This is a genomic window from Streptomyces sp. NPDC057253, from assembly GCF_042669125.1.
Classification (GTDB): domain Bacteria; phylum Actinomycetota; class Actinomycetes; order Streptomycetales; family Streptomycetaceae; genus Streptomyces.
Genome location: NZ_JBHUXV010000038.1, coordinates 24,022 through 50,779 on the forward strand (window position 1 = coordinate 24,022; position 26,758 = coordinate 50,779).

Here is a 26,758-nt window from a genome sequence, read left to right on the forward strand (position 1 = left end):
CGCACACGAGGAAGTGGCGCACATGGCCTCCGCAGCACCCGCCCCACCGACGCCGAACAACCTCAAGCGCATCGTCGCCGCCAGCCTCATCGGCACCACCATCGAGTGGTACGACTTCTTCCTCTACGGCTCCGCGGCCGCCCTGGTCTTCAACAAGCTGTTCTTCCCGGACTCCGACCCGCTCGTCGGCACCCTGCTCTCCTTCCTGACGTACGCCGTCGGATTCGCCGCCCGCCCGCTCGGCGCCCTGGTGTTCGGGCACTACGGCGACCGGCTGGGCCGCAAGAAGCTGCTGGTGCTGAGCCTGCTGCTGATGGGCGGGGCGACCTTCGCGATCGGCCTGCTGCCGACGCACGCGACCGTCGGCAGCGCCGCTCCCGTGCTGCTGACCGTGCTCCGTCTGATCCAGGGCTTCGCGCTGGGCGGCGAGTGGGGCGGCGCCGTACTCCTGGTGTCCGAGCACGGGGACGCGCGTCGGCGCGGCTTCTGGGCCTCCTGGCCGCAGACCGGGGCGCCGGCCGGGCAACTCCTCGCGACGGGCGTGCTGTCGCTGCTGACCGCCGTCCTGTCGGACGCCGCGTTCGGCAGCTGGGGCTGGCGGATTCCCTTCCTGCTGTCCGGTGTCCTGGTGATCGTCGGGCTGTGGATCCGGCTCTCCGTCGACGAATCACCCGTGTTCAAGGAGGCGTTGGCGCAGGCGGAGGCCCGCAAGGCGGCGCAAGACGGCGCGACCGAGAAGCTGCCGATCGTCTCGGTGCTGCGGCACCACTGGCGCGATGTGCTGGTGGCGATGGGCGCCCGCATGGCGGAGAACATCAGCTACTACGTCATCACCGCGTTCATCCTCGTCTACGCCACCACCTCGGCCGGTGTCTCCAAGCAGACCGCCCTCAACTCGGTGCTCATCGCCTCGGCCGTGCACTTCGCGGTGATCCCCGCCTGGGGCGCCCTGTCCGACCGCATCGGCCGCCGCCCGGTGTACCTGCTCGGCGCCGTCGGCGTGGGTGCCTGGATGTTCCCGTTCTTCTCGCTCATCGACACCGGCGGCTTCGGCAACCTGGTCCTCGCGGTGACCGTCGGACTCGTCCTGCACGGGGCCATGTACGCGCCCCAGGCGGCCTTCTTCTCCGAGATGTTCGCGACCCGCATGCGGTACTCCGGTGCCTCCATCGGCGCGCAGTTCGCCTCCGTCGCGGCCGGCGCCCCCGCCCCGCTCATCGCCACCGCGCTCCTGTCCGACTACGGCACCTCCACCCCGATCGCCCTCTACGTCATCGCCGCGGCCGTCCTGACGGTCATCGCCGTCGGCGTCGCCCAGGAGACCCGCCACCGGGACCTGGCCGACGTCGAACCGGCCGCCGACCCCGCCGCCGAGCCGGCGTCAGCGGCCCAGTCCCCGGCCGCGGACGCCCGAACCGTCTGACCCCCGCGCACACCTGAGCCGGACCGACCCCCGTACGCCCACGTGTACGGGGGTCACGGCCGTGCCGACGCCGACAACCGGTGCAGTCGCAGGGCGAGTTGGATCTCCAGGGCGCGGGCGGGGCTCTGCCAGTCCTCGCCGAGCAGCCGGCCCACCCGCTCCAGGCGCTGGGCGACGGTGTTGACGTGGACGTGCAGGTCGTCCTTGGTGCGGGCCGGGCTCATCCCGCAGGCGAAGTAGGCGTCCAGGGTGCGCAGGAGGTCGGTGCCCCGCCGCTCGTCGTACCCGACGACCTGACCGATGGTCCGCTCGACGAAGCCCGCGATGTCCCGGTCGCCGGCCAGGAGCAGCCCGAGGAACCCGAAGTCCTCGGCGGCGGCCCCGTCCCCCGAACGCCCCAGGAGCCGCAGTGCGTCGAGGCACCGCCGGCCCTCCTCGTAGGCGGCGGCCACGGCGTCCGGGTGGGTGGCGAGGTCGCGCACCGGGGCGGAGGCGCCGACGGTGACCGCCTCATGGACGGCGGTGCCGAGGTGTCCGGCGGTGCGGCGGGCCAGTTCGGTGGCGGTGTCCCCGGCGGCCAGGGGCAGCAGCAGGACGGTGCCGCCGTCCCGGGCGGCGGCCAGGCCGTGCCGGGTCGCGGCGAGGTGGGAGGCCGCGGACCACAGGCGTCTGCGGGCGGCCGCCTCCTGGTCGGCGTCGGCCGCGGGGCCGTCGAGCCGCGCCGCCAGCACGACATGGGTGGCGTCGAGATCGGCCGCCAGCCGGGCGGCCCGCTCCCGCAGCAGGCGCGGGTCACGGTCGCGGGCGTCGAGCAGGTCGTCCAGGAGCTCACCGCGCACCCGCTGTTCGGCCTCCGACGCGGAGCGTCTGGCGAGCAGCAGCAGGGAGGTGACCATCGCGGCACGCTCCAGGGTGCGCTGGTCGACGGGGTCGAGCCCGGGGTGGCCGCGCAGCACGAGCGCGCCGAGGAGTTCGCCGCCCGCGGCGACGGCGGCGATCCAGTCGTCCTGGTGCCGTACGGCGTGGCCCTCGGCCCGGGAGGTCTCCAGCGCCTCGGCGGGCGCGCTCTCGGTGAACTCGACCGTGCCGTCGAGGATCTCGGAGACGGCCGCCGCCACGTCGTGCACCCCGCCGCCCCGCAGAACCAGTTCGGCGAGGCGGTCGTGGACGTCGGAGGCGCGCTCGATGACCCCGCTGCGGTCCCGGATGATCTCGTTGGCCCGCTCCAGTTCGGTCAGGGCCGAGCGGGTCTCGGTGAGGAGGTTCGCGGTGTCGATGGCGGCCGCGGCGAGGGCGGCGAACGAGCCGAGGAGCGCGATCTGCTCCCGCTCGAAGACCCGGGCCCGCCGGTCCGCCGCGAACAGCACCCCGATGACGTGGTGCCCCAGGGTCAGCGGCACGCCGAGGATGGCGACCAGGCCCTCGTCCCGGACGCCCGAGTCGATGGCCAGGGTGTGCTGGAAGCGGTCGTCCTTGAAGTAGTCGTCGGTGACATAGGGCCGCGCGGTCTGGGCGACCAGTCCGCCGAGCCCCTCGCCCATCCCGAGCCGCAGCTGCTGGAAGCGGGCGGCGACCGAGCCCTCCGTGACCCGCATGTACGTGTCGCCCCGGGCCGGGTCGTGCAGGCTCAGGTACGCCACGTCCGTGCCGAGCAGGGACCTCGCGCGCTGCACGATGGCCCGCAGCACCGCGTCCAGGTCCCTGAGCCCGGCCAGGTCGTGGGCCGTCTCGAACAGGGCGGACAGTTCGGCCTCGCGCCGGCGCCGGCCCTCCAGCTCGGACCGCACCCGCAGGGCGAGCGCCTTGGCCTCCTCGAGCGCGGCGATCCGCTCGGCGGGCCTGCCCTCGGCGCGGGCGACGAGCACCGGCTGCTCGTAGGCGTCGGCGGACGCGCCCCTGGCCAGCAGCGCGAGGAAGGGGGCCTCGGCACTGCCGACGGAACGCTCGGCGGACTGCGTGTGATCGCTGGACATGCCCACAGGATTGCTCATCGCACGCTCACCCCGGCAGGCCTGTGGAAAACTCCGGCCCGGGGTGTCCCGTCCCGGTGACCGGCCGGTTCCGCGGGTTCCTGATGCCACCCGTCCTCGCTGTTCAGTGCGCGGTCCAGCCGCCGTCGAGGACGAGCGAGGTGCCGGTGACGAAGGACGCCTGCGGCCCGCACAGGTACGCCACGGCCTCGGCGACCTCCTCGGGTTCGATGAGCCGCTTGAGCGCGCTGTCCTGGAGCAGCACCTCGGACACCACGCGCTCCTCGGGGATGCCGTGCGCCCGGGCCTGGTCGGCGATCTGCCGCTCGACCAGTGGGGTGCGCACATAGGCGGGGTTCACACAGTTCGAGGTGACTCCGTGGGGGGCGCCTTCGAGGGCTGCCGTCTTGGAGAGACCCTCCAGGCCGTGTTTGGCGGCCACATAGGCGGCTTTGTAGGCCGAGGCGCGCAGTCCGTGGACCGAGGACACGTTGACGATCCGTCCCCACCCCTGCCCGTACATGTGCGGCAGCGCGCCGCGGATCAGACGGAACGGGGCCTCCAGCATCACGGTGAGGACCGTGTGGAACACCTCGGGCGGGAACTCCTCGATGGGGCGCACCAGTTGGATGCCGGCGTTGTTGACCAGGATGTCGGTGCCCGCGGCCGCGTGCTCGGCGGCGTCCAGGTCGGTGAGGTCGAGGACGTGCGGTTCCACCGTCCCGGCCAGTCCCGCGGCCTGCTCGGCGAGCGTCCCCAGACCGGCGGCGTCCCGGTCGACCGCTCTCACCTTGGCCCCGGCGGCCGCGAGCCGCAGCGCACAGGCCCGGCCGATGCCGCCGGCGGCGCCGGTGACAAGGGCGGTACGGCCGCCGAGGTCGAGCGTGGAGGCGTGAGGTCCCGGGAGGGCACTGCTAGCGGTCATGCTCCGACCCTAGGCAGGGCTCCCCCGCTCACCACATGTGGTCACACCCCATACTTCACTTGGAACTCGTGGTCTCGAACCATGTGGGTGCGTCCATCGACGCCTGCTTGATCCGCTGCACACCGAACTCGTTCAGCTCCGGCAGGGCGTCCAGCGCGAACCACCCCACCTCGAGCGACTCGTCGTCGTTCACCCGGGCCTCACCACCGACGGCCCGACAGCGGAACGAGATGTCCATGTACTGACAGACGTCGCCGTTGACGTAGGTCACGGGCTTGAGGGCCTGGACCACGACGACCCGCTCGACGACGCAGAGCACCCCCGTCTCCTCCTCGACCTCCCGCACGGCACAGTCCGCGGGCTGCTCCCCCGGCTCCGGGATACCGCCGAGCATCGACCACTTGCCGGTGTCCGAACGCCGGTTGAGCAGCACTCTGCCCTCGTCGTCGAAGACGATGGCGCTGACGCCGGGGAGCCAGAGCAGGTCGTGACCGATGGACTTCCGGAGGGTGCGGATGAAATCAGGGGTAGCCATACGCCGACCCTAACCGCCGCCCACGACCCGCCGGTGATCTTCCGGACGACGCTGGACAGCGGGTACGCCCGCCGCCCGCCCCGGTGCGAGGCGGGCGTACGTATCACGCGCCTCCGGCGCGACGCCCCCGCAGCCCGGTGCTGATCGCCCAGCCGAGCCCGCCCGCGGCGAGCAGCACCAGGACCAGCTCGGGCAGGGTGCCCATCAGGGTGGCCGGAGTCTCCGTCGACCGCAGGGGCACCTTCTGCACCAGCGAGGCGGGGACGAACATGCCGGTCCGCTGGGTGATCCTCCCGTCCGGCATGATGATCGCGCTGACCCCGCTGGTCACGGGCACGGTGACGGTCCTGCTGTGCTCCACCGCCCGGACCCGGGACATGGCGAGCTGCTGGTAGGTCATCTCGCTGCGGTCGAAGGTCGCGTTGTTGCTCGGCACGGAGATCAGCTGGGCGCCGTCGGTCACCTCGGAGCGCACGGCCCAGTCGAAGGCGGCCTCGTAGCAGGTGACCAGGCCGACCTTGGCGTTGGCCATCTGGAACACGCCCGGCTTGCTGCCCCGGCTGAAGTCCTGGCGGACCATGGAGGTCCAGTTCTTGTTGATCGCGCCGACGAGGGAGCGCAGCGGGAGGTACTCGCCGAACGGCTGGATCTGCCGCTTGTCGTAGGTGTCGGTGGGGCCCTTGACCGGGTCCCAGAGGATCTGCTCGTTGTAGAGCTTGCCGCCCCGCTCGACGACTGCGCCGACGGAGATCGGCGCGTCGATGGCCTTGGCGGCCTTCTCGATGGTCGCCGCCGCCTCCGCGTCGGTGTAGGGGTCGACGTCGGAGGAGTTCTCCGGCCAGAGCACGATGTCGGGCTTGGCGACCTTGCCGGCTTTCACCTCGGCGGCCAGCCGCTCCGTCTCGCGCGCGTGGTAGTCGAGCACGGCCCTGCGCTGGGCGTTGAAGTCCAGACCCGCGCGCGGCACGTTGCCCTGGATGGCCGCGACGGTCACGGTGCCGTCCTCGGCCTTGTCGCTGACCAGACCCCGGGCGGCGAGGGCGCCGGCCACCGGCACGACCACGCTCAGCAGGGCCACGACCGCGGCGGGGCGCCGTACGGCACCGGTCCCCCGCCGCTCCACGAGCAGCCGGACGACGTCGTACAGGCCGAAACCGCACAGCACGACGGCGAAGCCCAGCACGGGTGTGCCGCCCACCGCGGCGAGCGGCAGGAACACGCCGTCGGCCTGTCCGAAGGCGATCTTGCCCCAGGGGAAGCCGTTGAACGGCGCACGCGCGCGTGCCGCTTCTCCGGCGATCCACACGGCGGCCGCCCACACCGGTGCTCCGGGCAGCTTCGAGACCGCGGCGATGCCCACGCCGACCAGGGCGATGAAGATCGCCTCGATCGCGACGAGCGCGAGCCAGGGCCCGGGGCCGACCTCGACGCCGGTCCACACCAGCAGGGGCAGCAGGAAGCCCAGGCCGAAGAGGTAACCGAGACCGAGGGCCGCCTTCCAGCCACGGCCGCGCAGCACCCAGCCGAAGACGGCGAAGGCGGGCAGGGCCAGCCACCACAGGGTGCGGGGCGGGAAACTGACGTACAGCAGCACTCCGGAGAGCGCCGCGGCGGCGGCCGGGACGAGACGGCGGAGCCGGGCGGCCCAGCGGGAGGCGGGCGCGGAGCGCGGCTCCAGCTGGTCCGACTCGTCCACGGAAGTTGCGGTGACGGTCACTCCGGGAGTGTACGGCGGTTGACCTTGGCATCGACAGCGCGGTCCGCCTGGTGACCGTGGTCCGCGGCCGACCGCTCGAACCCTGCCGCTGCCGGGCAACCCGGCGCAACTCGTCCACAAATCGACCTTCAGCCGTTACGGTGTGCCGGAGTCCTTGTCGTACGGGCCGGTGGTGTCCGGGCGGCGGGGCCACAGGTCGGGGGACCGGGGTTCGGGGGGCGGGGTGGGTTCCACGGGGATGACGTCTGTGGCCGGTGCCGCGGAGGACGGCGACAGACGAAACGTTTCCGATGTGGTGGGCGTGCTGGTCCTCGGGGCCTGTGCCGCCTGGTCGCTGATCACCGCGGCCGTGCACGACGGACGTCCGGAGGGCGTCCTGCTCGCCCTGCTGGCCGTCGCCGCAGGCTATGCCGCCGGCCGGATCTCGGGGGCGCTGCTGCCGGTCGCCGCGCCCGGGGCCGCCGCGCTGACCGTGCTGGGCCTCGCGGTGGGGCTCCCCCGTCTCGCACCGGGCCCGGAGATCGTCGCACCGCTCGGTCACGCGGGTGCCACGGCCGCCCTGCTGACCCTGGCGGCCGGCGCCGCGTGCTGTGCCGCCTGGACCACCGGATCGCCCGCCCTGCGGCTCCTCCTGCGGCTGCTGGCCGTCGCCGTCGCGGTGACCTCGGCCGCCCTGGGCTCGGTCTCCGGGCTGGTCGCCTGTCTGGCCGTCCTGTTGTGCTCGCTCGCGGCGGGCCGGATGCACCACCGCGGCCCCGGCATTCTCGGTCTCGCCCTGGCCGCGACCGCGGTGACCGGTCTGACCTGGGCGATTGCCGGGAGCGCGGTGCCGGACGGCCTCGTCGAGTCGCTGCGCGGACGGCTCACCCCGCACCGGATCGACCTGTGGCACGACGCCCTGCGGCTGGCCCGCGAGAACACCGCCCTCGGCGTGGGACCGGGACGCTTCGGGGAGCTCAGCACGACGGCCGGCCAGTCGCTTCAGCCCGACGGGAAGCCGCATTCGGCGCCGCTCCAGATGGCCGCCGAGCAGGGGGTGATCGGGGTGGTGCTGCTGGCGGCGGCCTTCTGCTGGCTGCTGTACGCGCTGTGGCGCTCACCGCGCTCCACCCCCGTCGTCCTGACCGCGGGCGCGGCCCTGACGGCGCTGGCGTCGATCGCCGCGGTCGGCAACGCGCTGAGCTTCACGATGGTGTCGGTGGGCGCGGGACTCCTGGCGGGCCTGGCGACCGCCCACCCGCTGGCCGAGGAGCCGGCCCCGGGGTGACCGGCGGGCCCGGACTCAGTGTCGCGGAGCCGTGGTCCCGGGCCGCAGCCGGTCCCGGATGATGCGGACGGCGGCCTCGGCGTCGTCCACGGTGACGGTGAAGGTGTGGCCGTCCCACAGCCGGATCACCACGCCCTCGCCACGGCGTACGACCACGGCGGTGCCCTTCTCGGGTCGCCAGCGGTAGCCCCAGCCGCCCCACTGGCGCGGGGTGACGTGCGGGTCGAACTCGGCTCCGGCGACGTGCGCCAGCGGAATCCGGCGGCGCGGTACGCCGATGTGGCCGCAGCGCACCTCCAGGCACTCCATGTCGACCTTGAGGGCGACGTGGACGAAGGCGAGCGTGAGGAAGAGGACCAGCAGTCCGGCCGCGATGCAGCCGACCACGGACATGACCAGCGGGGCCACGCCGGAGGTCCACGCCGAGTCGACCGCGAGCTCGATGCCGAGCGCCACGATCGCGGCGCCGCCGAGCGCCAGCAGCCACTGGATCCGGTTGGAGGCGCGACCGGTCCAGACGTCGGTGTGGTGCGAGGTGTGCTCGCCGTGGGGGTGGTCCCTCATGCCTACGAGATTACTCAGGTTTCGGCGTGCGGGTAGTTCGTCGCGGAGAGTGACTGCGCCGGGCAGGGCTTTCCGGCCGTCCGGCGCGGGCGGTGGGCGGAGGCTCTCCGTCCGTCCGGCAGGGCCCGCAGGCGGAACGTTCCGGCTGTTCCGCGCGGTCAGCGGGCGGGCGTGGCCGTGCGCAGCAGCCGGCCTTCCTCGTAGGCCAGCGCGGGGGCGGGCAGCGCGCTGCCCTCGCGGCCGCTCAGCAGCACCGTGAGAGTGCCGGTGGGCGCGGCCTCGGGGGCGGGCTGCTCGCCGAGCCGGCGCAGCGCCTGGGCGGCGACCGCTCCGGCGGAGCCGTGCAGGACGAGCGGCGGGCGGCCGGGACGCTGGACGGCGGCGCGGATGCGCTCGGCGACCAGTTCGTAGTGGGTGCAGCCCAGGACGACGGTCGTCACGTCCTCGGGGGTCAGGGCGGCGGCCGCGGCGACGGCGGCGTCGATCGCGGCCTCGTCGGCGTGCTCCACCGCCTCCGCGAGGCCGTGGCAGGGCACCTCGGTGGCGGGCACGCCATCGGCGAAGTCCGCGATGAGACCGCGCTGGTAAGGGCTGCCGGTGGTGGCGGGTGTGGCCCAGATGGCGAAGGGGCCGCCGCCGGCCGCGGCGGGCTTGATCGCGGGGACGGTGCCGATGACCGGCAGGTCCGGTTCGAGGCGGGCGCGCAGGGCGGTCAGGGCGTGCACGGTGGCGGTGTTGCAGCCGATGATCAGAGCGTCGGGACCATGAGCGGCGGCCGCCTCGGCGAGGCCCAGAGCGCGTCCGACGATGTCCTCGGGGGTCCGGGGGCCCCACGGCATGCCGTCGGGGTCGAGGGAGAGCACGAGATCGGCGTCGGGGCGCAGTCGCCGTACCGCGGCAGTGGCCGCGAGCAGACCGATTCCGGAGTCCAAGAGCGCGATCTTCACCCGGCCACGATAGACGATGAGCCCTTGAGGGCCGTCTCTGTGGGGCAGACTGCGCGCGTGAGCGCCATCGCGTGGACCGCCGCCGTATCCCTCGCCGCCTGGCTGTGGCTGCTGCTCTGCCAGGGCTTCTTCTGGCGCACGGACGTGCGACTCCCGCCGGAGCGGGATCCGGCGCCCTGGCCCTCGGTGGCCGTGGTGGTCCCGGCCCGCGACGAGGCGGAGGTGCTGCCCGCGAGTCTTCCGTCCCTGCTGGCCCAGGACTATCCGGGGCGCGCGGAGGTCTTCCTGGTCGACGACGGCAGCTCGGACGGCACCGGGGAGCTGGCTCGCGATCTGGCGCGGCGCGCGGGCGGGCTGCCGCTGACCGTGTCCTCGCCGGGTGAGCCGCCCGCGGGGTGGACCGGCAAGCTGTGGGCGGTGCGCCACGGCATCGGCCTGGCACGCGCGCGTGGCCCCGAGTACCTGCTGCTGACGGACGCCGACATCGCGCACGAGCCGGACAGCCTGCGGCGGCTGGTCGCCGCCGCGCACGCCGGCGGCTTCGACGTCGTCTCGCAGATGGCCCGACTGCGGGTGGAGAGCCTGTGGGAGCGGCTCGTGGTGCCGGCCTTCGTCTACTTCTTCGCGCAGCTGTATCCGTTCCGGCGGATCGGCAGGAAGGGCGCGCGGACGGCGGCCGCGGCGGGCGGCTGTGTCCTGTTGCGTGCCGAGACCGCCGAGCGGGCGCGGATCCCGGACGTCATCCGGCACGCCGTCATCGACGACGTGGCGCTCGCGAGGGCCGTCAAGGGCGGCGGCGGGCACATCTGGCTGGGCCTGGCCGAGCGGGTGGACAGCGTGCGCCCCTATCCGCGGCTGCACGACCTGTGGCGGATGGTGTCGCGCAGCGCCTACGCCCAGCTCCGCCACCACCCCCTGGTGCTGCTCGGCACGGTCCTCGGACTGGCGCTGGTCTACCTGGTCCCGCCGCTCGCCGTCGTCGCCGGCCTGGCGACGGGAAGCGCCGCGACCTGGGTGCTCGGCGGTCTCGCCTGGCTGGTCATGACCGGCACGTACCTGCCCATGCTCCGCTACTACCGGCAGCCGCTGTGGCTCGCACCGCTGCTGCCGTTCACCGCGTTCCTCTACCTCCTGATGACGGTCGACTCGGCGGTGCAGCACTACCGGGGGCGCGGCGCGGCCTGGAAGGGCCGCACCTATGCCCGCCCGGACGCCGTGATCGGCGAGGAGAGACAGGGCGGGTAGGGCTTCATTTACGGCCCGGCGTCCAGTTCATGCCCCAGCCGTAGGCGTAATCCACGGTCCGCTGCGGGCTCACTCCCCGGTCGGGCACCAGGTAGCGGGCCTCGCGCTGCACGACGAGGTCGTCGCCGGTGTTGGTGATCAGGGCCAGGGCGCAGACGGTGGAGGGCACCGTGCACTCGTCGAGCGAGAAGTCGATCGGGGCGCCGTACTGCGGCTGGAGCGTGACGGTGGCGTGCAGGTCGGCGAAGGAGCGCGCGCCCTCGTAGATGGTGACGAAAACAAGGATGCGCCGGAAGTCCCGTTTGTGGTCGAGGTTCACGGTGAGGTTCTCGCCGCTCGCGACGGCCCCGGTGCGGTCGTCGCCGTCGAGATGGATGTACGGCGGCTGGTGCAGGGCTCCATAGGCGTTGCCCAGTGCCTGTACGACCCCCTTGCGGCCGTCGGCGAGCTCGTACAGGGCGCACAGGTCGAGGTCGAGGTCGGCGTGCATGGCCACCGCGCGGCCGCGTTTGCTGCCCCACCCCGAGAACTGTTTGCGTACCTGCCAGTTGAGGTTCACCCGCATCGCGCCCGAGGTGCCGCCCTGTTTGGTGAGGGAGACGGAGGGGGCCGTCTTGGTGAGCGTGACCTTGGAGAGGCGGACCGGTTGCGCGGCGGGCGGGGGCGGCGGCGCGGCCGGTACCGGGGGACTCGTCGGAGGCAAGGGCGACGGGGCGACCGGCAGGGGTGGGCTCACCGGTGGCGCGGGATGCTGGGGCTCGTCCACGGTGATCCCGAAGTCTGTTGCGAGACCTTCCAGTCCGCTGTCGTAGCCCTGTCCCACGGCGCGGAACTTCCAGGCGCCCTGGCGGCGGTAGAACTCGCCGAGCACGAAAGCGGTTTCGACGGTGGCGTCAGTGCTGTCGAACCGTGCGGCGACCGTGCCCTGAGCGGCGTCCCGTACCTCGATGTAGAGGTCCGGGACCCGTGCGAAGGTGTCGCCGTCGGCGGAGGCGGCCAGCACGATGGTCTCGACCGACGGCTCCACGCGCGCGAGGTCGACGAGCAGGGTGTCGGTCACCCGGCCGCCGTCGGTCCGCTTGCCCTCGTGGCGCACCGCGCCGGAGGCGTGCAGGGGCTGGTTGTAGAAGACGAAGTCGGCGTCGGAACGGACCTTTCCGCCGGCGAGCAGCAGGGCCGAGGCATCCGCGCCGGGGACCCCGGGTCCGGAACGCCAGCCCAATTCGACGCGCAGTGCCGTCGTGGGCACCGGAACGTTCGAGCCTTTCGACATTGCCATGTCCGCCCCCATCAGGTGTCGCAGGCCAGGACGCGCCCCGGCGGCCCTTCGTGTTCTACCCGCCCAACCTATTCCCACGGGAGAGGGAACTCCCATCCCGCGCACAGCAAGATCGCCGGTCAACCACCGGTAACCCCCTGGGAACTCGGGCTTTACACGACGCGAAGCCGGATTCGCGTCCCATTTTGCCGAGTTCGCTCGCATTGGGGATCCGGCGCCACTGCCGACACGGAAAACAACCCTCTTATCGGTCTCCCCAACCAGCACATCGTGGGCTTAACTTATGTGCCATGACCTCCCCCCGCTCCACTTATGGCGGCGGCTACTACTCCGCCTCCTTCCCGGACACTCCGATCTACGACTCGCTCGTGGCCGAGCGGGGCACCCCGCAGATCGCTCCGATCCGGGTCCCTGCCGCGTACGACGTCCCGGCCGGCAACCTGCCCGCGCTGCCGTCCTCGCTGCCCGCCCTGCCCGCGGGCCCCTCCCAGTACTCCTACGGCTATCCGCAGGCGCAACAGCCCTCCCCGCTCCAGCAGGCGCCCGCCGCGTACATCCCGCAGCAGGCCGCCGCGCCGCGCGGCTATCCCGGGCCGCAGCAGCAGCCGCGCCCGGCCGCTCCCGGCATGGGGATGGGCATGAACACGGGCTACGAGGCGATGCGCCCCGCGGCTCCGCGGCCCGCCCAGGCGGCTCCCTACCAGGATCCGTACAACAACCAGCAGTACCGCGGGTACTGATTCCGCTCCGAGGCTGTCGGTGACACCTGGCACGATGGCCTCATGGGGAATGCGCAGCTGCTGTCGATCCACGTCCATCCGGTCAAGGCGTTCCGGGGTCTCGCGCCCCGGGAGGCCGAGGTGGAGCCCTGGGGGCTGTCCGGAGACCGACGCTGGGCCTTGGTCGACGACGGGGGAAAGGTCGTCACACAGCGACAGCAGCCACGTCTCGCACTGGCCGCCGCCGAGCTGATGCCCGGCGGCGGCCTGGTGCTGTCCGCGCCCGGCATGGAGCCACTGACCGTGCCCGTGCCCGAACCGGGCGGGACCGTCACGCTGGAGCTCTTCGGGGAGAAGGTGGAGGGGGTGCCCGCCGCCGGCGCGGCCGCGCACACCTGGTGCAGCGACTACCTGGGCGTAGCGGCGCGCCTCGTGCACCTGGACGACCCCGCCACCCGACGTCCCGTCGACCCCGAGTACGCGCTGCCGGGCGAGACCGTCTCCTTCGCCGACGGATTTCCGCTGCTGCTCACGTCCACGGCCTCCCTCGACGCCCTCAACTCCCTGATCGCCGAAGGGCGGCACGCCGGCGACGGTCCGCTGCCCATGAACCGTTTCCGGCCGAACGTCGTCGTGGGCGGCACCGAGGCCTGGGCCGAGGACGACTGGACGCGGATCGCCATCGGCGACGTCACGTTCCGCGTGGCCAAGATGTGCGGGCGGTGCGTGGTGACCACGACCGACCAGTCCAGCGCGGTGCGCGGCAAGGAGCCCCTGCACACCCTGGGCCGCCACCGGCGCTTCGGCAGCAAGCTGGTCTTCGGCCAGAACCTGGTGCCGCAGTCCCGGGGCACGATCCGGGTCGGCGATCCGGTCGGCATCCTCGACTGAGCGGCCGGACGGACGACGGGCAAGGTTCCGGCAAAGATCCCCCCGGATCCGTCCGGCGGGAACACCGCCCGGGGGCCCGCACGTTGGGCGTTTCATGAGGAGTTCATGAGAGGACCCGGCCGCAGGTGATTTCGCTCTCTCTTCGGCCGGTCCCGCGGGTGAATCCCTCGGCCCGGGGTTATCACGGAGCGGAAGGGGGTGCGGACGGTGCGAGCGATCAGTGGACTCTGGCGGTGGCGGCACAACCCGCTGCGCCGCGGGACCGATCTGGCCGAGGCCTGGGTGGGCCTCATCGCCCTGCTGCTGATCCTGGTCGTCGCACCGGTGGTCGGCGCGGTCGTCGGCGGGGTGGCGCAGGACGCGCTCCAGCGGTCGGTGCGGGAGCAGCGCGAGTCCCGGCACGTGGTGACGGCGACGGTGATCCGCAAGCTGGACCGCTCCCCACTCGACGTGGATCCGGAGACGGCCTCGGGGCGGGACGTCAGGAGCCGGGTGCTGGCCGACTGGACCGCCCCGGACGGCACCAGCCACCAGGGCTCCGTCATGGCCGCCCTCCAGACCCCGCACCGCGGCGACCACTTCGACCTCTGGACCGACGTGCAGGGGCGGATAGCGGCCCGGCCGCTGGACTCCGCCACCGCCACCACCCACGCCGTGCTCGCCGGCACCGGCGCGGCCCTGCTGGCCGCGGGGCTGATCGAGGGCAGCCGACGGTTGGCCGTGTGGCGCATGGTCCGTCGCCGGTACGCGGGTTGGGACCGGGCCTGGGACAGCGCGGGTCCGGACTGGGGCCGGACCGGTACCGGCAGTTGACGGCCTTACGGCTCTGGTCAACCCACCACCCGCGCGCACGCTACGGTGGACCGGCCGAACCTCTTCGGCAGCACAAACCCGCGTACTACGAGGTGGGGGCACAGCAACGCCATGGCACAGGGCACGGTCCAGGTGACGCACACCGGCACATCGCGGTGGCGGCGCCGCACAGGTGAGTACGCGTCGCTCGCCGCCGCCCTGGAGGCCGCGGCCGAGGGCGACGTCCTCACCGTCGCGCCCGGCACCTACCGGGAGAACCTCGTGGTGCAGCGGGCGGTGACCCTGCGCGGCCCGGAGGGCTCGCCGGGATCCGTGCGGATCGCGCCGGTGGACGGAGTGCCGTTGACGGTCCGTGCCTCGGCTGTGGTCCAGGACCTGCACGTGGAGGGCCAGGACGCGGCCGCGCCCGCGCTGCTCGTCGAGGAAGGCACTCCGGAGCTCGTCGACATCAGGGTCGTCACCCGCTCCGCGGCCGGCATAGAGGTGCGCGGCGGCGCGCGGCCGACGGTACGGCGCTGCACCGTCGACAACCCGGCCGGCATCGGCATCGCCGTACTGGAGGGCGCGGGCGGGGTGTTCGAGGAGTGCGAGATCGTGGCGGCCGGCCAGTCCGGCGTCGCGGTCCGCGGCGGTGCCCACCCCCGCCTGGAGCGCTGCCGCATCCACCACGCCTCGGGCGCGGGCCTGGCGGCGACCGGCGAGAACTCCGCGCTGGAGGCCGTGGGTTGCGAGGTCTACGAGGTCCGCGGCAGCGGGGTCCAGATCACCGGCCGGGCCACCGCCCACCTCACCGACTGCGATGTGCACCGCACCACCGGCGACGGCGTCACCCTCGACACCGACGCGGTGCTGACCCTCGCCGACTGCCGTATCCACGACATCCCGGAGAACGCGGTCGACCTGCGCTCCCGCTCGGTCCTGACCCTGACCCGCACCACCGTCCGCCAGTTCGGGCGCAACGGCCTGTCGGTGTGGGACCCGGGCACGCGCGTGGACGCCAACCAGTGCGAGATCTTCGACAGCACCGGCGACTACCCGGCGGTCTGGGTCAGCGACGGCGCCACCGCGGTCCTGGACTCCTGCCGGGTGCACGACGTCCCGGACGCGCTGTTCGTCCTGGACCGCGGCTCCCGCGCGGACGTCGTCGACAGCGACATCTCCCAGGTCCGCAACACGGCCGTGTCCGTGAGCGACGGCGCCACCGCCCAGCTCGACGACTGCCGGATCCGGGAGGCGGCGACCGGTGCCTGGTTCCGCGACCACGGCAGCGGCGGCACCCTCAACAACTGCACCGTGGACGGCACCCAGACCGGCGTGATCGTCACCAAGGGCGCGGACCCGACGATCGAGCGGTGCACGGTCGACTCCCCCGCCGAGGCCGGTTTCTACGTGTCGGCGGGCGGCCGCGGCAGCTTCCTCAACTGCCGGGTGACGGGCAGCGGCGGCTACGGCTTCCACGTCATAGACGGCAGCCGTTCGACCCTGCGCAAGTGCCGCACGGAGCGGTGCGCCCGCGGGGGCTACGAGTTCGCGGACGCCCCGGACGCCGCGAACGGAGCGGGCCCCGTGGTCGAGGACTGCACGAGCGACGAGAGCGGCGGCCCGGCCTCGCCCGCGGCCCGGGAGACGGCCGTACAGACCGAGTCCCGCTCCGCCGGTCTGCTGGGTGCGATCCCGGAACAGCGGATCACCGAGAAGGAGCCGCTGGTGGCGCCGGCCGAGCCGGAGAAGCCGTCGCGCACCTCCAAGGCCGTCCTCGGTGAACTCGACGCGCTGGTGGGCCTGGACAGCGTCAAGCGCGAGGTGCGGGCCCTCACCGACATGATCGAGGTGGGCCGGCGCCGCCAGCAGGCGGGCCTCAAGGCGGCCTCCGTCAAGCGCCACCTGGTCTTCACGGGCTCCCCCGGCACCGGCAAGACGACCGTCGCCCGGCTCTACGGCGAGATCCTCGCCTCCCTCGGGGTCCTGGAGAAGGGCCATCTCGTCGAGGTGTCCCGCGTCGACCTGGTCGGCGAGCACATCGGCTCCACCGCGATCCGCACCCAGGAGGCCTTCGACCGGGCCCGCGGCGGAGTGCTGTTCATCGACGAGGCGTACGCGCTGTCGCCGGAGGACTCGGGCCGGGACTTCGGCAAGGAGGCCATCGACACCCTGGTGAAGCTGATGGAGGACCACCGGGACGCGGTCGTGGTGATCGTCGCCGGCTACACCGCCGAGATGGAGCGGTTCCTGTCGGTCAACCCGGGTGTGGCGTCCCGGTTCTCACGGACCATCACCTTCAGCGACTACAACCCGGACGAACTGCTCAGCATCGTGGAGCAGCAGGCCGAGGAGCACGAGTACCGGCTGGCGCCGGGCGCCCCCGAGGCCCTGCGGACGTACTTCACGGCGCTGCCCAAGGGGCCCGCTTTCGGCAACGGCCGTACCGCGCGGCAGACGTTCGAGGCGATGGTGGAGAAGCACGCGAGCCGGGTCGCGCAGGTGGACGACCCGACCACGGACGACCTGACCCTGCTCTACGCCGAGGACCTGCCCGGCTCGTCCTGAGACCGCGGTCCCGGCAGGTCCGGCTGGAGCCGGCTCAGCAGTTTCGCCCGTTCCTCGGCGAACGCGGGGTCGGCCTGGTAGTCGGAGTGGCCGAGGATGGGTGCGGGCAGCGGGTGCAGATCGGTGCGGCCGTAGACCAGGGGGTCCCTCAGGGGCTCCCGGTCCACCTCGGGGCCGCAGTCGCCGGGCAGCCGGACCGGGCCGCCGATGGGGTCGGTGAGCCGGTGGAGGTTGCGCCAGCAGTCCACGTCGTGGTGCAGGGCGGTGAGGGCGGCCGGCCCGAAGTGGGCCGGGAACCAGCGGCCGTAGAGGCGTTCGAGCGGGGAGCCGTAGGTCAGCAGGGCGACCCGTTTGCGCACCGACGGTTCCAGCTGCCAGGCCGCGGCGGCCGCGAGGACGCTGCCCTGGGAGTGTCCCGAGATGACCAGCCGGCCGCGGGTGGTGCGGGTCCAGGTCCCGATCCGCCAGGTCAGGTCGGGTACCGCGCGCTCGGCGTAGCAGGGCGGGGCGAAGGGGTGGGCGGCGCGCGGCCAGAAGGTGCCGACGTCCCAGAGGATGCCGATGGTGCGGCGGGCGGAGGGGTCCTTGTAGGCGCGTCTGCCCCAGGTGACGAAGAGGATGAAGCCGAGGCCGATCAGCCAGGAGCCGAGTGCCTGTGCGGTCGCGGCGGCGCTCTCGACGAAGGCGTACGACCCCTCGGCGGCCTTGGCCGGGGTCTTGCGGGAGGTCCCCGCGCCCACGAGTGCTCCGGCGCCGAGGAGCAGGGTGCTGGCCGCCGTCACGCCGAGCAGGCGCGGTCCCCGGTCCGTCAGGGCCGCCATGGCGCGGGTCCTGGCGATGCGCCGGGTACGGGTCGCGTCCTTGGGCTCGTCGGGGTAATCGCTCTCCACGGCGGCCCGTTGGTCCCGGCCCGATCGCCAGGTCCGCCGGGCCAGCCAGACGACGTGCCCGAGGAGCACGAGGAGGACCAGCGGGATCACGGACGCCTGCCAGGTCAGCAGGACCGGCGGGCCGGGGATGGTGGCGCCCGTGCCGTCCAGCCAGTCCGCCACGCGCTGCGACACGCCGCCGGACATCACTCCGCCCAGGGCGCAGGCCAGCATCGCGACGGCGGGTCCGGCGAAGCCCCGCATCGCGGCGCGCGGGTCGGGGTGCGTGCGGTACAGCAGGTGGGCCACAACGGCCAGGGCGATGACCAGGAGGCCCTGGACGAAGGCGATGCCGCCGAAGGTGGCGTCCCCCGACAGCCGGCCCTGCGACTGCCATCCCGGCCGTGTCCAGCCGGCGTACACCGCGGCGAGGGCGAGCAGGGCCAGCGCGGCGAGCGGCAGGCGTCGTACGAGATGCTCGTCGAGCTGTCGGTCCAGGTACTTCTCGCTGCGGCCACGGCGGCACACCACCCACACCACCGCCGCCCCGGCGAGGACGAGGCTCAGCTGAAGGAGCCGGCCGAGGGTGTCCAGGAGGGCGGGGCCGCCGGGTGCGCGGTCGAAGCGCGCGGCCGTCGAGCTGACCGCGGCGGCGATCGTCAGGAGGCCGGCGGCGGTGTGCGCGGCGCGCAGGCGGGCGACCAGGCGGCGGCCGTACCAGAAGCCGGGCCGGCCGAGGGCGGTGCGGCCGTTGTCCTCCTCGGGCTCGCCCGCGTGGGACAGGGGCTGCTGGGACTCGTAGGCGCTCCAGGTGCGGTGGGACAGGTACCAGAGGAGGCCGGTGAGCGCGGTCGGGACGAGGGCGGCGAGGGCGAGGCGGCGGCCCGGCCTGCTCCACCAGCCCTGGTCGGACACGTCGGGCGACAGGAAGCCGAGCCAGGAGTGCGACGCGGCGCACGCGCGGGTGCCCGCGCACTGCCAGGCGGCGAGGTCCAGGGCGACCTCGCAGGCGGCGGCGACCAGCAGCACGGTCAGGGTCAGGCCGGCGAGCCGCACCAGCAGGCCGTAGAACCGCACGGTCCTTCTGCGGCCACGTGCGGTGGGGCGCATCCAGTGGGCGAGGTTGACGACCATGAACGGCAGCAACAGCAGCCACAGGGCGCGGGTGCCGTTGCCGGAGGTGAGGTTGCACCAGACGTACGCCTCGGGGACCGGACCGGTGCGGCCGTCGTGCGGTCTGCTCTCGGCGTCGACGTCGTCGGCGCGCCGGAACACGGCGGCGACGTCGTCTCCGGTGATCCGCACCGTGCGCGGGTCGTCGAGCATCTTGTCCGGCGTGGTGCCGCCCACTCCGTGGACCAGGAGTTCCAGGGCGGTGCCGGAGTCTTCGGGCCGGACGGCTGAGCCGCCGGTGCCCTTGGTCGGGACACGTTCCACTGTTCGCACTTCCCCCGTGACGCGCCGTCGGCATCTGTCCGTGCGGGCACAAGGATCTCCGTCGGCCGCGTCCCGCACACCTCTCGTCACGGAATCTCCCCGATCCGGGTGACAGTCAAAGCCCGGGTGTACACCCGGGGACCCGGGCGCGACGGGGCGGTCGGTGGCGCGACGGTGGGGGGCCCGTGCGAGTATGGGACGTCCGCGCACCAGGGACGGGCAAAATGGCCTCGTCGGAGAGGGTGCGCAGGGCGTGTCGGACGGCCCCAGGCGAAAGGACCGGAGCGTACGTGAGTGAGAATCAGAACCTCCTCGCGGAGCAGCGGCGCGCCCTGATCCTGGACGAGGTCCGGCGCCGCGGCGGGGTGCGCGTCAACGAGCTGACGCGGAAGCTCGGCGTGTCGGACATGACCGTGCGGCGCGATCTCGACGCGCTGGCCCGCCAGGGTGTGCTGGAGAAGGTGCACGGCGGCGCGGTCCCGGTGGTCGAGGCGAGCACGCACGAGCCGGGGTTCGAGGCGAAGTCGGGTCTGGAGCTGACCGCCAAGGAGGACATCGCGCGGTCGGCGGCGGAGCTGGTCGCTCCGGGTACCGCCATCGCGTTGTCGGGCGGTACGACGACGTACGCGCTGGCCCATCATCTGCTCGACGTGCCGGATCTGACCGTCGTCACCAACTCGGTGCGGGTGGCGGACGTGTTCCACGCGGCGCAGCGCACCACGGGGCCCCGGCAGGGCGCGGCCACCGTCGTGCTGACCGGCGGGGTGCGCACTCCGTCCGACTCGCTGGTGGGGCCGGTGGCCGACCAGGCGATCGGGGCGCTCCACTTCGACGTGCTCTTCCTCGGGGTGCACGGGATATCGGTCGAGGCCGGCCTGTCGACGCCGAACCTCGCGGAGGCCGAGACCAATCGCCGGCTCGTGCAGTCGGCGCGGCGGGTCGTGGTGGTCGCCGACCACACCAAGTGGGGCACCGTGGGACTGAGTTCGTTCGCCTCGCTGGAGCAGGTCGACACGCTGGTGACGGACGCGGGGCTGCCGGGTGCGGCGCGGGCGGAGATCTCCGAGCATCTGCGGCGGCTGGTGGTGGCCGGTGACGCGGACGACTCCGTTGCGAGTGAAGACAGTTGACTGACCGTCAGCTAGGGTGACACCTCCTGATCGTCACAGGAGGGTGTGTCCATGGCTCACCAACTGCGCGAGGTGGGGCTCGACTTCATCGAGACCGCGCCGGTACGGATGGTGTTCGAGCAGGAGATGTCGGCGCCGCCGGAGAGCGTCTACCGGGCACTCGCCGAGGACGTCCCCGGCTGGGAGGAGTGGTTCGCCGCGGTGACCCTCGCCCGCTCCACCGGGGACGGCTCGACCCGTGAGATCCACCTCAAGGGCGGCGGACGCTTCCAGGAGACGATCCTCGCCGCGAAGGACCCCGAGGTGTACGCCTACCGCGTCGACGTGGCCAACGCGCCGGGCGCCCGCGCCATCGCGGAGGAGTGGCGGCTGACTCCGTCCGGGGCGGGCACGCGAGTGCGGTGGACGTTCGGCGCGGACGGCACGAGGGCGTTCCGGATCGTGGCGAAGCTCGGACGCGCCGGTCTGGGACGGGCTTTCCGGGACGCGGTCAAGGCCCTGGACCGGCGGCTGGCGGGGTGAGCGGTTGGTCGGCGGCGTGGGACGAGGGCAAGGCAGGCTGGTTGCGGGCGCGCGGGGAGGGCCGAGGCAGTGGGTCGGTGGCGCGGGGCGGGCGTAGGTCAGCGGCGCGGGGCAAGGGGCGAGGTCGGCGGCTCATCGCGGCGCGTGGAGCTGGCGTCGAGGGCTCTCGCTGCTGGAATTCCGGTCGGCTGCCCATCAGGTGGACCCTGCTGAGGGACTCGGTGGCGGCTCCCTGTGCGATCGCCCGCCCGGAGAAGGGGCCAGCCCCTGTGCTCACGCGGCCCGTGCCGCGGCGGGCTCAGGCAGGCCAGATGCCTGTCTTCAGCAGGGTGGTGATCGCCCTCGTGTACGGCTCGATGTCCAGGCCCTGTTCGGTGAGCCAGGTGTCCGAGTAGTACTTGTCCAGGTAGCGGTCGCCGGGGTCGCAGAGGAGGGTGACCACACTGCCCCGCCGTCCCTCGGCCACCATCTCGGCGATGATCTTCAGGGCGCTCCACAGGCCGGTACCGGTCGAGCCGCCCGCCTTGCGACCGATGGCCTGCTCCAGGGCGCGTACGGCGGCGACGCTGGCCGCGTCGGGGACCTTCATCATGCGGTCGATCGCGCCGGGCACGAAGCTCGGCTCCATCCGGGGCCGCCCGATGCCCTCGATGCGCGAACCGCAGTCGCAGGTGACGTCCGGATCGCCGGTGGTCCAGCCCTCGAAGAAACAGGAGTTCTCCGGATCGGCCACACAGATGCGGGTGTCGTGCTGCATGTAGTGGACGTACCGGGCGATGGTCGCCGACGTACCGCCGGTGCCGGCCGTGGCGACGATCCACGCGGGCTCCGGGAAACGCTCCAACTCCAGTTGGCGGAAGATGGATTCGGCGATGTTGTTGTTGCCGCGCCAGTCCGTGGCCCGTTCCGCGTAGGTGAACTGGTCCATGTAGTGACCGCCGGTCTCCACCGCGAGGCGGGCGGACTCCTCGTACATCGTGCGCGGATCGTCCACGAAGTGGCACCGCCCGCCATGGAACTCGATGAGGCGGATCTTCTCCGCGCTCGTCGTGCGGGGCATGACCGCGATGAAGGGCACGCCGATCAGCTTCGCGAAGTACGCCTCGGACACGGCCGTCGAACCGCTGGACGCCTCGATCACCGGGCGGCTGGGCCGGATCCAGCCATTGCAGAGGCCGTAGAGGAAGAGCGAGCGGGCGAGCCGGTGTTTGAGGCTGCCGGTCGGGTGCGTCGACTCGTCCTTGAGGTACAGGTCGATGCCCCACTGCTCGGGCAGCGGGAAGCGCAGCAGGTGGGTGTCGGCCGAGCGGTTGGCGTCGGCCTGGACCTTGCGGACGGCCTCTTTCAGCCAGCCGCGGTAGGCCGGGTCACTGTGGTCGACATCGAGGGTGTCGCCGGTCCGGGTCTGCTGAGGGGTGCTCACGACAGGGCTCCTTACGCTGCGCGCCGACGGCGGATCGCGCGGCCGACATCTCGATCATAGACACCTTCCACACGCTTCTCACCTGCATAAACGCATCTTTGAGAGCCCCAAAGGCACCCCTGGGGTCGCGGCCCGCGCGACTGCGGGGGCGCATTCGGACGAGTGCTCCTGGCGCTCCCGGCGAGGTGTCATGCGCACTGGTGCTCGACGCCCGTGGCGGGCAGACTGCACCGGGCGGGACGAGGTCTCGAACGGGGGCGCACACTGGATCACGACAGCAGCCGGCTCTCGGCCCACGCGGGAGCACGGGCCGGCACACCGAAGCGCACGAGGGGGCGGGACGGCATGGCGGAGCCGGAGTTCACGGCGACGGGCGTCCGGATCGGCAAGAGGTTGCGCTCGCTCACCCGGGCCGGCCAGGTCCGGATCAGCGACGGCCGACTGGAGCTGCTCACCAGTTACGGCAGCGAGATCGACAGCGCTCCGGTGCAGGCGGTGCGCGCCTCCAAGCCCTGGTTCGCGGCGGACGACCGGGCCCTCGCTGACCTCAACGGGAACCGGTACCTGCTCACCCTGGGCGAGCACGACCCGGCTCCGGGCGAGCCGGGGCCGCCCGCGGCCCGTCGCTTCATCGAGGCCGTACGCAGGGCGGCCGGGCGCCGCGACTGACGCGTTGCGCGGGATCGGCCGACTGTGAGTTGCGCCACCGCACCTCCTGCGTCACGCTGTTCTCACATCACTCTCGGTTTACCGGCGATTACGCTGCGAACCAGCCCGCCGGGCACGACAGCAGGCGGCCGTCTTCACTCAGGCATCCTGCTGGATCGATCCGAACTCCGTGTTCTTCCGGACCTCACGTCGGGGAGTCGCAGCCGTGATCAAGCATCCGAGCAGGCACTGCGCGGTGGAGCTTCAGGCTCTGCCGTCGCGGATCGGCCAGGTCCGCAGAATCCTTTCCGCGCAATTGCGCTACTGGCATATGGATCCCCTCATAGACCGGGCCGCGCTCGGTGTGACGGAGCTGTTGACGAACGTCCACCGCCATGCGCAGCCCGACAAGACGTGCACCGTGGAGTTCGAGCTGCTGCTCGACCGGCTCGTGGTCTCGGTGCGCGACCACGACCCGCGGTTGCCGGTCGTGGCCGACATCCAGGACACCGAGCCGCTGGCCACGTGCGGGCGCGGGCTCGCGATGGTCGCCGCGGTCAGCGAAAGCTGGGGTGTCCGGCCGGACGGCGAGTCCGGCAAGGTCGTGTGGTTCACGCTGCCCACGCCTGCCGCGGCGCGACCCCGGCCGGCCGCCGCCACGCGTCCGCCGCGGCGGACGGTCTCGGTCGCGGAGACGGCTGGGCTCGTGTTCCCCGAGGTCGACGTCCGCAGGCCCGAACACGCTCCCGCCCGGTCCGCCGTTGTCGGCTGATCGGGCGGTGACAGGCCCTTCGGGGCTTTCGCCTGAGGTTGCGTCGGTGGGTTCAGCTGCGGGTTTGTGCAGGGTTTCGTCCGCAGGGTCGCCTGCGGGGTGACTGCACGGTCGCCTCGCTCCTCGTCCGCGGGTTCGCCTGGTCTTCGTCCGCGGGATGCTCCCCGTCGGTGTCGGGAGCCCGATCGCGCTCAGGCCCCAGGGGCTCGGTGCGATCGGGCTCTCGGTGTCGGCGCGGCCCTCCGGGGCTCATTCACGGGACGGTCCGCCGGAGATCGGCGCCTCCGGGTCCGCGTCACTCCGTGGCTATCGCCCGCAGGACGTCCAGACGTGCCGCTCGCCGGGCCGGTCGCAGGCCCGCGAGGGCTCCCGCCGCGAGGCCCACCAGGGCGACCACCGCGAGTTGCAGCGGGGGCATGGCGAAGGCGAAGGTGCTGTCGCTCGCGCCGTCCGAGGCCTCGACCAGGACCCAGCCGAGGAAGGCGCCGAGACCCAGGCCACCGACCGTGCCGAAGGCGGCGACCAGCACCGACTCCCAGCGGACCATGGCCCTCAGTTGAGACCGGGTCTGGCCCACGGCCCTCAGCAGGCCGAGTTCGCGGGTGCGCTCGTGGATGGCCAGGGAGAGCGTGTTGGCGATGCCCAGCAGGGCGATCAGGACCGCGAGGGCGAGCAGGGCATAGACGAGGGTCAGCATCATGTCGATCCCTCCGGCCGAGGACTGCGCGTACTCGTCGCGGGTCTGCACCTCCGGGTTGCCGTAGCGCGCCGCCACCTTCTCCACCGCCGCCTTGCCCGCGTCGGCGCTCACGTCGTCCTTGAAGGAGACGGCGACCAGCGTGTCGGAGTCCTGGGTGCGGTGCGGGGCCCAGGCCGCGCGGGTGATGACGTACTCCCCCGCCAGCTCGGACTGTCCGTAGACCGCGCGGACGGTGAAGGTCTCCAACTTCCCGTCGGTGAAGCCGAGTCGGACCTTGTCCCCGGTCGCGAGCCCTTGCTTCTCCGCCTCCTTCCGCGTGATCGCGATGCCGTGCGTACCCAGATCGCCCAGTGAGCCGCGGACCGTGCCGAGATCGAAGGTGCGTTGCAGCGCGAGCGGGTCCGTGACCGTCAACGCCCGTCCACTGCCGTCGACTTCGGCGACCCCGCGACCGAGGCCTACGGCCGTGTCCACCTCGGGCAGTCGTTGCACCGCTGCGGCGAGCCGGGGGCTCAGACCGCTGCCGCCCGCGCCGAACGAGGGGGTGCTGACGGCGACATCTCCCGCGAAGGACCGGGACACGGTCTGGTCCATGGTCGCCTTCAAGGAGGCCCCGAACACGGTGAACAGCGACACCACGGCCACGCCGATCATCAGCGCGCTCGCGGTGGCGGCCGTCCGCCGGGGGCTGCGCAGGGCGTTGCGCCGGGCGAGCCCGCCGGTGACTCCGCGCAGTCGGTCGAGGGGTCCGCCGAGGACCCGTACTGCTGCCGTGGAGGCGACCGGACCGAGGACCACGAACGCGGCCAGGGCCAGGACGGCACCGGTTCCCGCCAGCCAGAGGGACGGGGACAGCAGGACGCCGGTCAGCGTGACGGACACGGCGAGTGCGGCCAGGCCGGCCCCGATGACGGCGCGGACCCGGGAGGCGCCGGACTGGTCGACGGCCGTCTCGCGCAGCGCGGCCAGAGGTGCGGTGCGTCCCGCGCGCACGGCGGGCAGCAGGGCGGAGCCCAGGCAGACCACGACGCCGACCGCGAGCGGCAGTGCCATCGACAGCGTGCTGACCACCAAGTCGCCCTCGGGGAAGGGGAATCCGATGGCCGGGAACAGTGCCTGGAGGCCGGCTGCGACGCCGATGCCGCCTGCGAGACCTGCGGCGGAGGCGGTCACGGCCACGACGCTCGCCTCGGCCAGGGTCGCCGCGGTGACCTGCCGACGGGAGGCACCGAGGGCTCGCAACAGGGCGTTCTCGCGGGTGCGTTGGGCGACGACGATCGCGAAGGTGTTGTGGATGGAGAAGGTGGCGACCAGGAGGGCCACGCCCGAGAACACCAGCAGGAAGGTGGTGAAGATCGTCAGGAACTGACTGGAGATCATGTCGGTGTTCTCCTCGGTCGACTCCTGACCGGTGATGGCCTCAACACCCTTGGGCAGCACGGGAGTCAGTCGGTCGACGAGCTCCTGCTGACTGGTGCCGGGGCCCGCGCGCACCAGGATGCTCGACGCCCGGCCGGGCCGTGCCGTGAGGTACCTCTCGGCGTCGGCACGGGTCATGCCGGTGTACGTCACCTGGGCCATGCCGTCCTCGCCGCCGAAGGTCGCCAGGCCGACGACGGTCACCTCGACGGGGTCGGGGGTGCGCAGGGTCGTCGTGTCGCCGATCGCCAGGTGGCCCCGCTTCGCGGTGCCGCGGTTGACGACGACCTCGCCGGACTTCTCCGGGGCGCGGCCCTCGGCGAGCCGGTACGGGTTGAGCTTCGGGTCATCGATCCAGTTACCGGCGAGGGTGGGCGGGCCCTGGCCGCCGATGGGCTTGCCGTTCGCGCCGATCAGCTGACCGGCGCCCTGGATGTCGGGGGCGGCGGCCGCGACGCCGGGGACCTGTTCGACGGTTCGCACCAGATCGGTGGCGACCGGGGCGCGGCCGCCTTCGCTCTCCCCCGGTGTGGTGATGGCCTCGGCGCTGCGGATCACGGCGTCGGTGCCGCTGGTGGCATTGCCGAACATGGTGTCGAACCCGGCGCGCAGGGTGTCGCCCATGACGAGCGTCCCGGCCAGGAAGGCCACACCGAGGAACACGGCGAGGAAGGTCCCGGCGAAGCGGCGCTTGTGTGCGCGGAGGGAGGAGCCGCTGAGGCGCAGGGTGGCGTTCACGAGGGGCTCTCCTTCCGGGGGTGGGAGGGCGTGCCGGTCGGCGTCGAGGTGCTGGTGCGCGCGGGCTGCTGCTCGGCTCGCGTGGGTGGCTCGGCTCGCGTGGGCTCAGCTCGCGAGGGCGGCTCGGCTTGCGGGGATACCTGGGTCCGCGAGGATGGCTGGGTCAGCGAGGGCGGCTCGGTCCGCGAGTGTGTCCCCGGGCGCGGGGAAGCCCCCGGTGCGGAGGGGGACTTGGACCGCGCGGAGGCTTCGGGCCGC

21 protein-coding genes are annotated in these 26,758 nt (G+C 72.8%); 11 read left to right on the top strand and 10 right to left on the bottom strand.

Features of this window, described 5'->3' with window-relative positions; genetic code table 11:
- The first annotated feature begins 22 nt into the window (after positions 1–22).
- Positions 23–1,423 (top strand): MFS transporter, encoded by a 1,401-nt coding sequence (locus tag ACFULQ_RS21735; RefSeq protein WP_383546334.1) that lies wholly within the window; start codon positions 23–25, stop codon positions 1,421–1,423.
- 53 nt (positions 1,424–1,476) lie between these two features.
- Here the strand turns inward: ACFULQ_RS21735 and ACFULQ_RS21740 are convergent, their stop codons facing one another.
- The 4 genes from ACFULQ_RS21740 to lnt form a co-directional block, all read right to left on the bottom strand.
- A complete protein-coding gene (locus ACFULQ_RS21740) occupies positions 1,477–3,396 on the bottom strand; it encodes a helix-turn-helix domain-containing protein (protein WP_383546336.1) in 1,920 nt (639 codons plus the stop codon).
- Between the two features lie 121 nt (positions 3,397–3,517).
- Positions 3,518–4,318, bottom strand: a complete 801-nt coding sequence (locus ACFULQ_RS21745; RefSeq protein WP_383546337.1) for a 3-hydroxybutyrate dehydrogenase — start codon at positions 4,316–4,318, stop codon at positions 3,518–3,520.
- A 55-nt stretch (positions 4,319–4,373) separates the two neighbouring features.
- Positions 4,374–4,853, bottom strand: coding sequence for an NUDIX domain-containing protein (locus ACFULQ_RS21750; protein ID WP_383546339.1), 480 nt, complete (start codon positions 4,851–4,853; stop codon positions 4,374–4,376).
- Positions 4,854–4,956: 103 nt separating this feature from the next.
- Complete coding sequence (gene lnt / locus ACFULQ_RS21755) at positions 4,957–6,570, bottom strand: apolipoprotein N-acyltransferase (protein WP_383546341.1); 1,614 nt, start codon at positions 6,568–6,570, stop codon at positions 4,957–4,959.
- A gap of 238 nt (positions 6,571–6,808) precedes the next feature.
- Here lnt and ACFULQ_RS21760 point away from each other — a divergent pair, with 238 nt between their 5' ends.
- Entirely contained in the window at positions 6,809–7,837 is a 1,029-nt protein-coding gene (locus ACFULQ_RS21760; protein WP_383546342.1) for an O-antigen ligase family protein, read from the top strand.
- Positions 7,838–7,852: 15 nt separating this feature from the next.
- Here ACFULQ_RS21760 and ACFULQ_RS21765 read toward each other — a convergent pair whose 3' ends face one another.
- A complete protein-coding gene (locus tag ACFULQ_RS21765; RefSeq protein ID WP_383546344.1) occupies positions 7,853–8,401 on the bottom strand; it encodes a hypothetical protein in 549 nt (182 codons plus the stop codon).
- Between the two features lie 158 nt (positions 8,402–8,559).
- Entirely contained in the window at positions 8,560–9,348 is a 789-nt protein-coding gene (locus tag ACFULQ_RS21770; RefSeq protein ID WP_383546345.1) for a glutamate racemase, read from the bottom strand.
- A gap of 39 nt (positions 9,349–9,387) precedes the next feature.
- Between ACFULQ_RS21770 and ACFULQ_RS21775 the strand changes: the two genes are divergently transcribed.
- On the top strand, positions 9,388–10,593 hold the full coding sequence (locus ACFULQ_RS21775) for a glycosyltransferase (protein WP_383546347.1): 1,206 nt from the start codon (positions 9,388–9,390) through the stop codon (positions 10,591–10,593).
- Between the two features lie 4 nt (positions 10,594–10,597).
- On the opposite strand, the gene ACFULQ_RS21780 is transcribed toward ACFULQ_RS21775, so the two are convergent.
- Entirely contained in the window at positions 10,598–11,866 is a 1,269-nt protein-coding gene (locus ACFULQ_RS21780; protein WP_383546405.1) for a TerD family protein, read from the bottom strand.
- A gap of 296 nt (positions 11,867–12,162) precedes the next feature.
- Here ACFULQ_RS21780 and ACFULQ_RS21785 point away from each other — a divergent pair, with 296 nt between their 5' ends.
- The 4 genes from ACFULQ_RS21785 to ACFULQ_RS21800 all read left to right on the top strand — a co-directional run bounded on the left by ACFULQ_RS21785 (position 12,163) and on the right by ACFULQ_RS21800 (position 16,842).
- Positions 12,163–12,612 carry a DUF6643 family protein gene (locus ACFULQ_RS21785; RefSeq protein WP_383546348.1) on the top strand — a complete coding sequence of 150 codons (450 nt, stop codon included), beginning with the start codon at positions 12,163–12,165 and terminating at the stop codon, positions 12,610–12,612.
- A gap of 42 nt (positions 12,613–12,654) precedes the next feature.
- On the top strand, positions 12,655–13,482 hold the full coding sequence (locus tag ACFULQ_RS21790) for an MOSC domain-containing protein (protein WP_383546350.1): 828 nt from the start codon (positions 12,655–12,657) through the stop codon (positions 13,480–13,482).
- A gap of 207 nt (positions 13,483–13,689) precedes the next feature.
- Positions 13,690–14,295 carry a hypothetical protein gene (locus ACFULQ_RS21795; RefSeq protein WP_383546351.1) on the top strand — a complete coding sequence of 202 codons (606 nt, stop codon included), beginning with the start codon at positions 13,690–13,692 and terminating at the stop codon, positions 14,293–14,295.
- 111 nt (positions 14,296–14,406) lie between these two features.
- Complete coding sequence (locus tag ACFULQ_RS21800) at positions 14,407–16,842, top strand: right-handed parallel beta-helix repeat-containing protein (protein WP_383546353.1); 2,436 nt, start codon at positions 14,407–14,409, stop codon at positions 16,840–16,842.
- Here the strand turns inward: ACFULQ_RS21800 and ACFULQ_RS21805 are convergent.
- The gene (locus ACFULQ_RS21805) at positions 16,812–19,148 is read right to left on the bottom strand and encodes a hypothetical protein (RefSeq protein ID WP_383546355.1); all 2,337 of its coding nucleotides are present in this window, start codon (positions 19,146–19,148) and stop codon (positions 16,812–16,814) included. The two genes, ACFULQ_RS21800 and ACFULQ_RS21805, sit on opposite strands and share 31 nt — an antisense overlap.
- A 290-nt stretch (positions 19,149–19,438) precedes the next feature.
- Between ACFULQ_RS21805 and ACFULQ_RS21810 the strand changes: the two genes are divergently transcribed.
- Positions 19,439–20,278 (top strand): DeoR/GlpR family DNA-binding transcription regulator, encoded by an 840-nt coding sequence (locus ACFULQ_RS21810; RefSeq protein WP_383546356.1) that lies wholly within the window; start codon positions 19,439–19,441, stop codon positions 20,276–20,278.
- 51 nt (positions 20,279–20,329) lie between these two features.
- Positions 20,330–20,800: an SRPBCC family protein gene (locus ACFULQ_RS21815; protein ID WP_383546358.1), complete on the top strand. Its 471-nt coding sequence runs from the start codon at positions 20,330–20,332 to the stop codon at positions 20,798–20,800.
- Between the two features lie 298 nt (positions 20,801–21,098).
- Here the strand turns inward: ACFULQ_RS21815 and ACFULQ_RS21820 are convergent, their stop codons facing one another.
- Positions 21,099–22,223 carry a PLP-dependent cysteine synthase family protein gene (locus ACFULQ_RS21820; RefSeq protein ID WP_383546359.1) on the bottom strand — a complete coding sequence of 375 codons (1,125 nt, stop codon included), beginning with the start codon at positions 22,221–22,223 and terminating at the stop codon, positions 21,099–21,101.
- A 345-nt stretch (positions 22,224–22,568) separates the two neighbouring features.
- Between ACFULQ_RS21820 and ACFULQ_RS21825 the strand changes: the two genes are divergently transcribed.
- Together ACFULQ_RS21825 and ACFULQ_RS21830 are read left to right on the top strand one after the other, a co-directional pair.
- Positions 22,569–22,892: a hypothetical protein gene (locus ACFULQ_RS21825; RefSeq protein ID WP_123758927.1), complete on the top strand. Its 324-nt coding sequence runs from the start codon at positions 22,569–22,571 to the stop codon at positions 22,890–22,892.
- Positions 22,893–23,097: 205 nt separating this feature from the next.
- On the top strand, positions 23,098–23,643 hold the full coding sequence (locus tag ACFULQ_RS21830) for an ATP-binding protein (protein ID WP_383546361.1): 546 nt from the start codon (positions 23,098–23,100) through the stop codon (positions 23,641–23,643).
- 295 nt (positions 23,644–23,938) lie between these two features.
- Here ACFULQ_RS21830 and ACFULQ_RS21835 read toward each other — a convergent pair whose 3' ends face one another.
- Positions 23,939–26,500 (bottom strand): ABC transporter permease, encoded by a 2,562-nt coding sequence (locus ACFULQ_RS21835; protein WP_383546362.1) that lies wholly within the window; start codon positions 26,498–26,500, stop codon positions 23,939–23,941.
- Between the last annotated feature and the right edge of the window lie 258 nt (positions 26,501–26,758).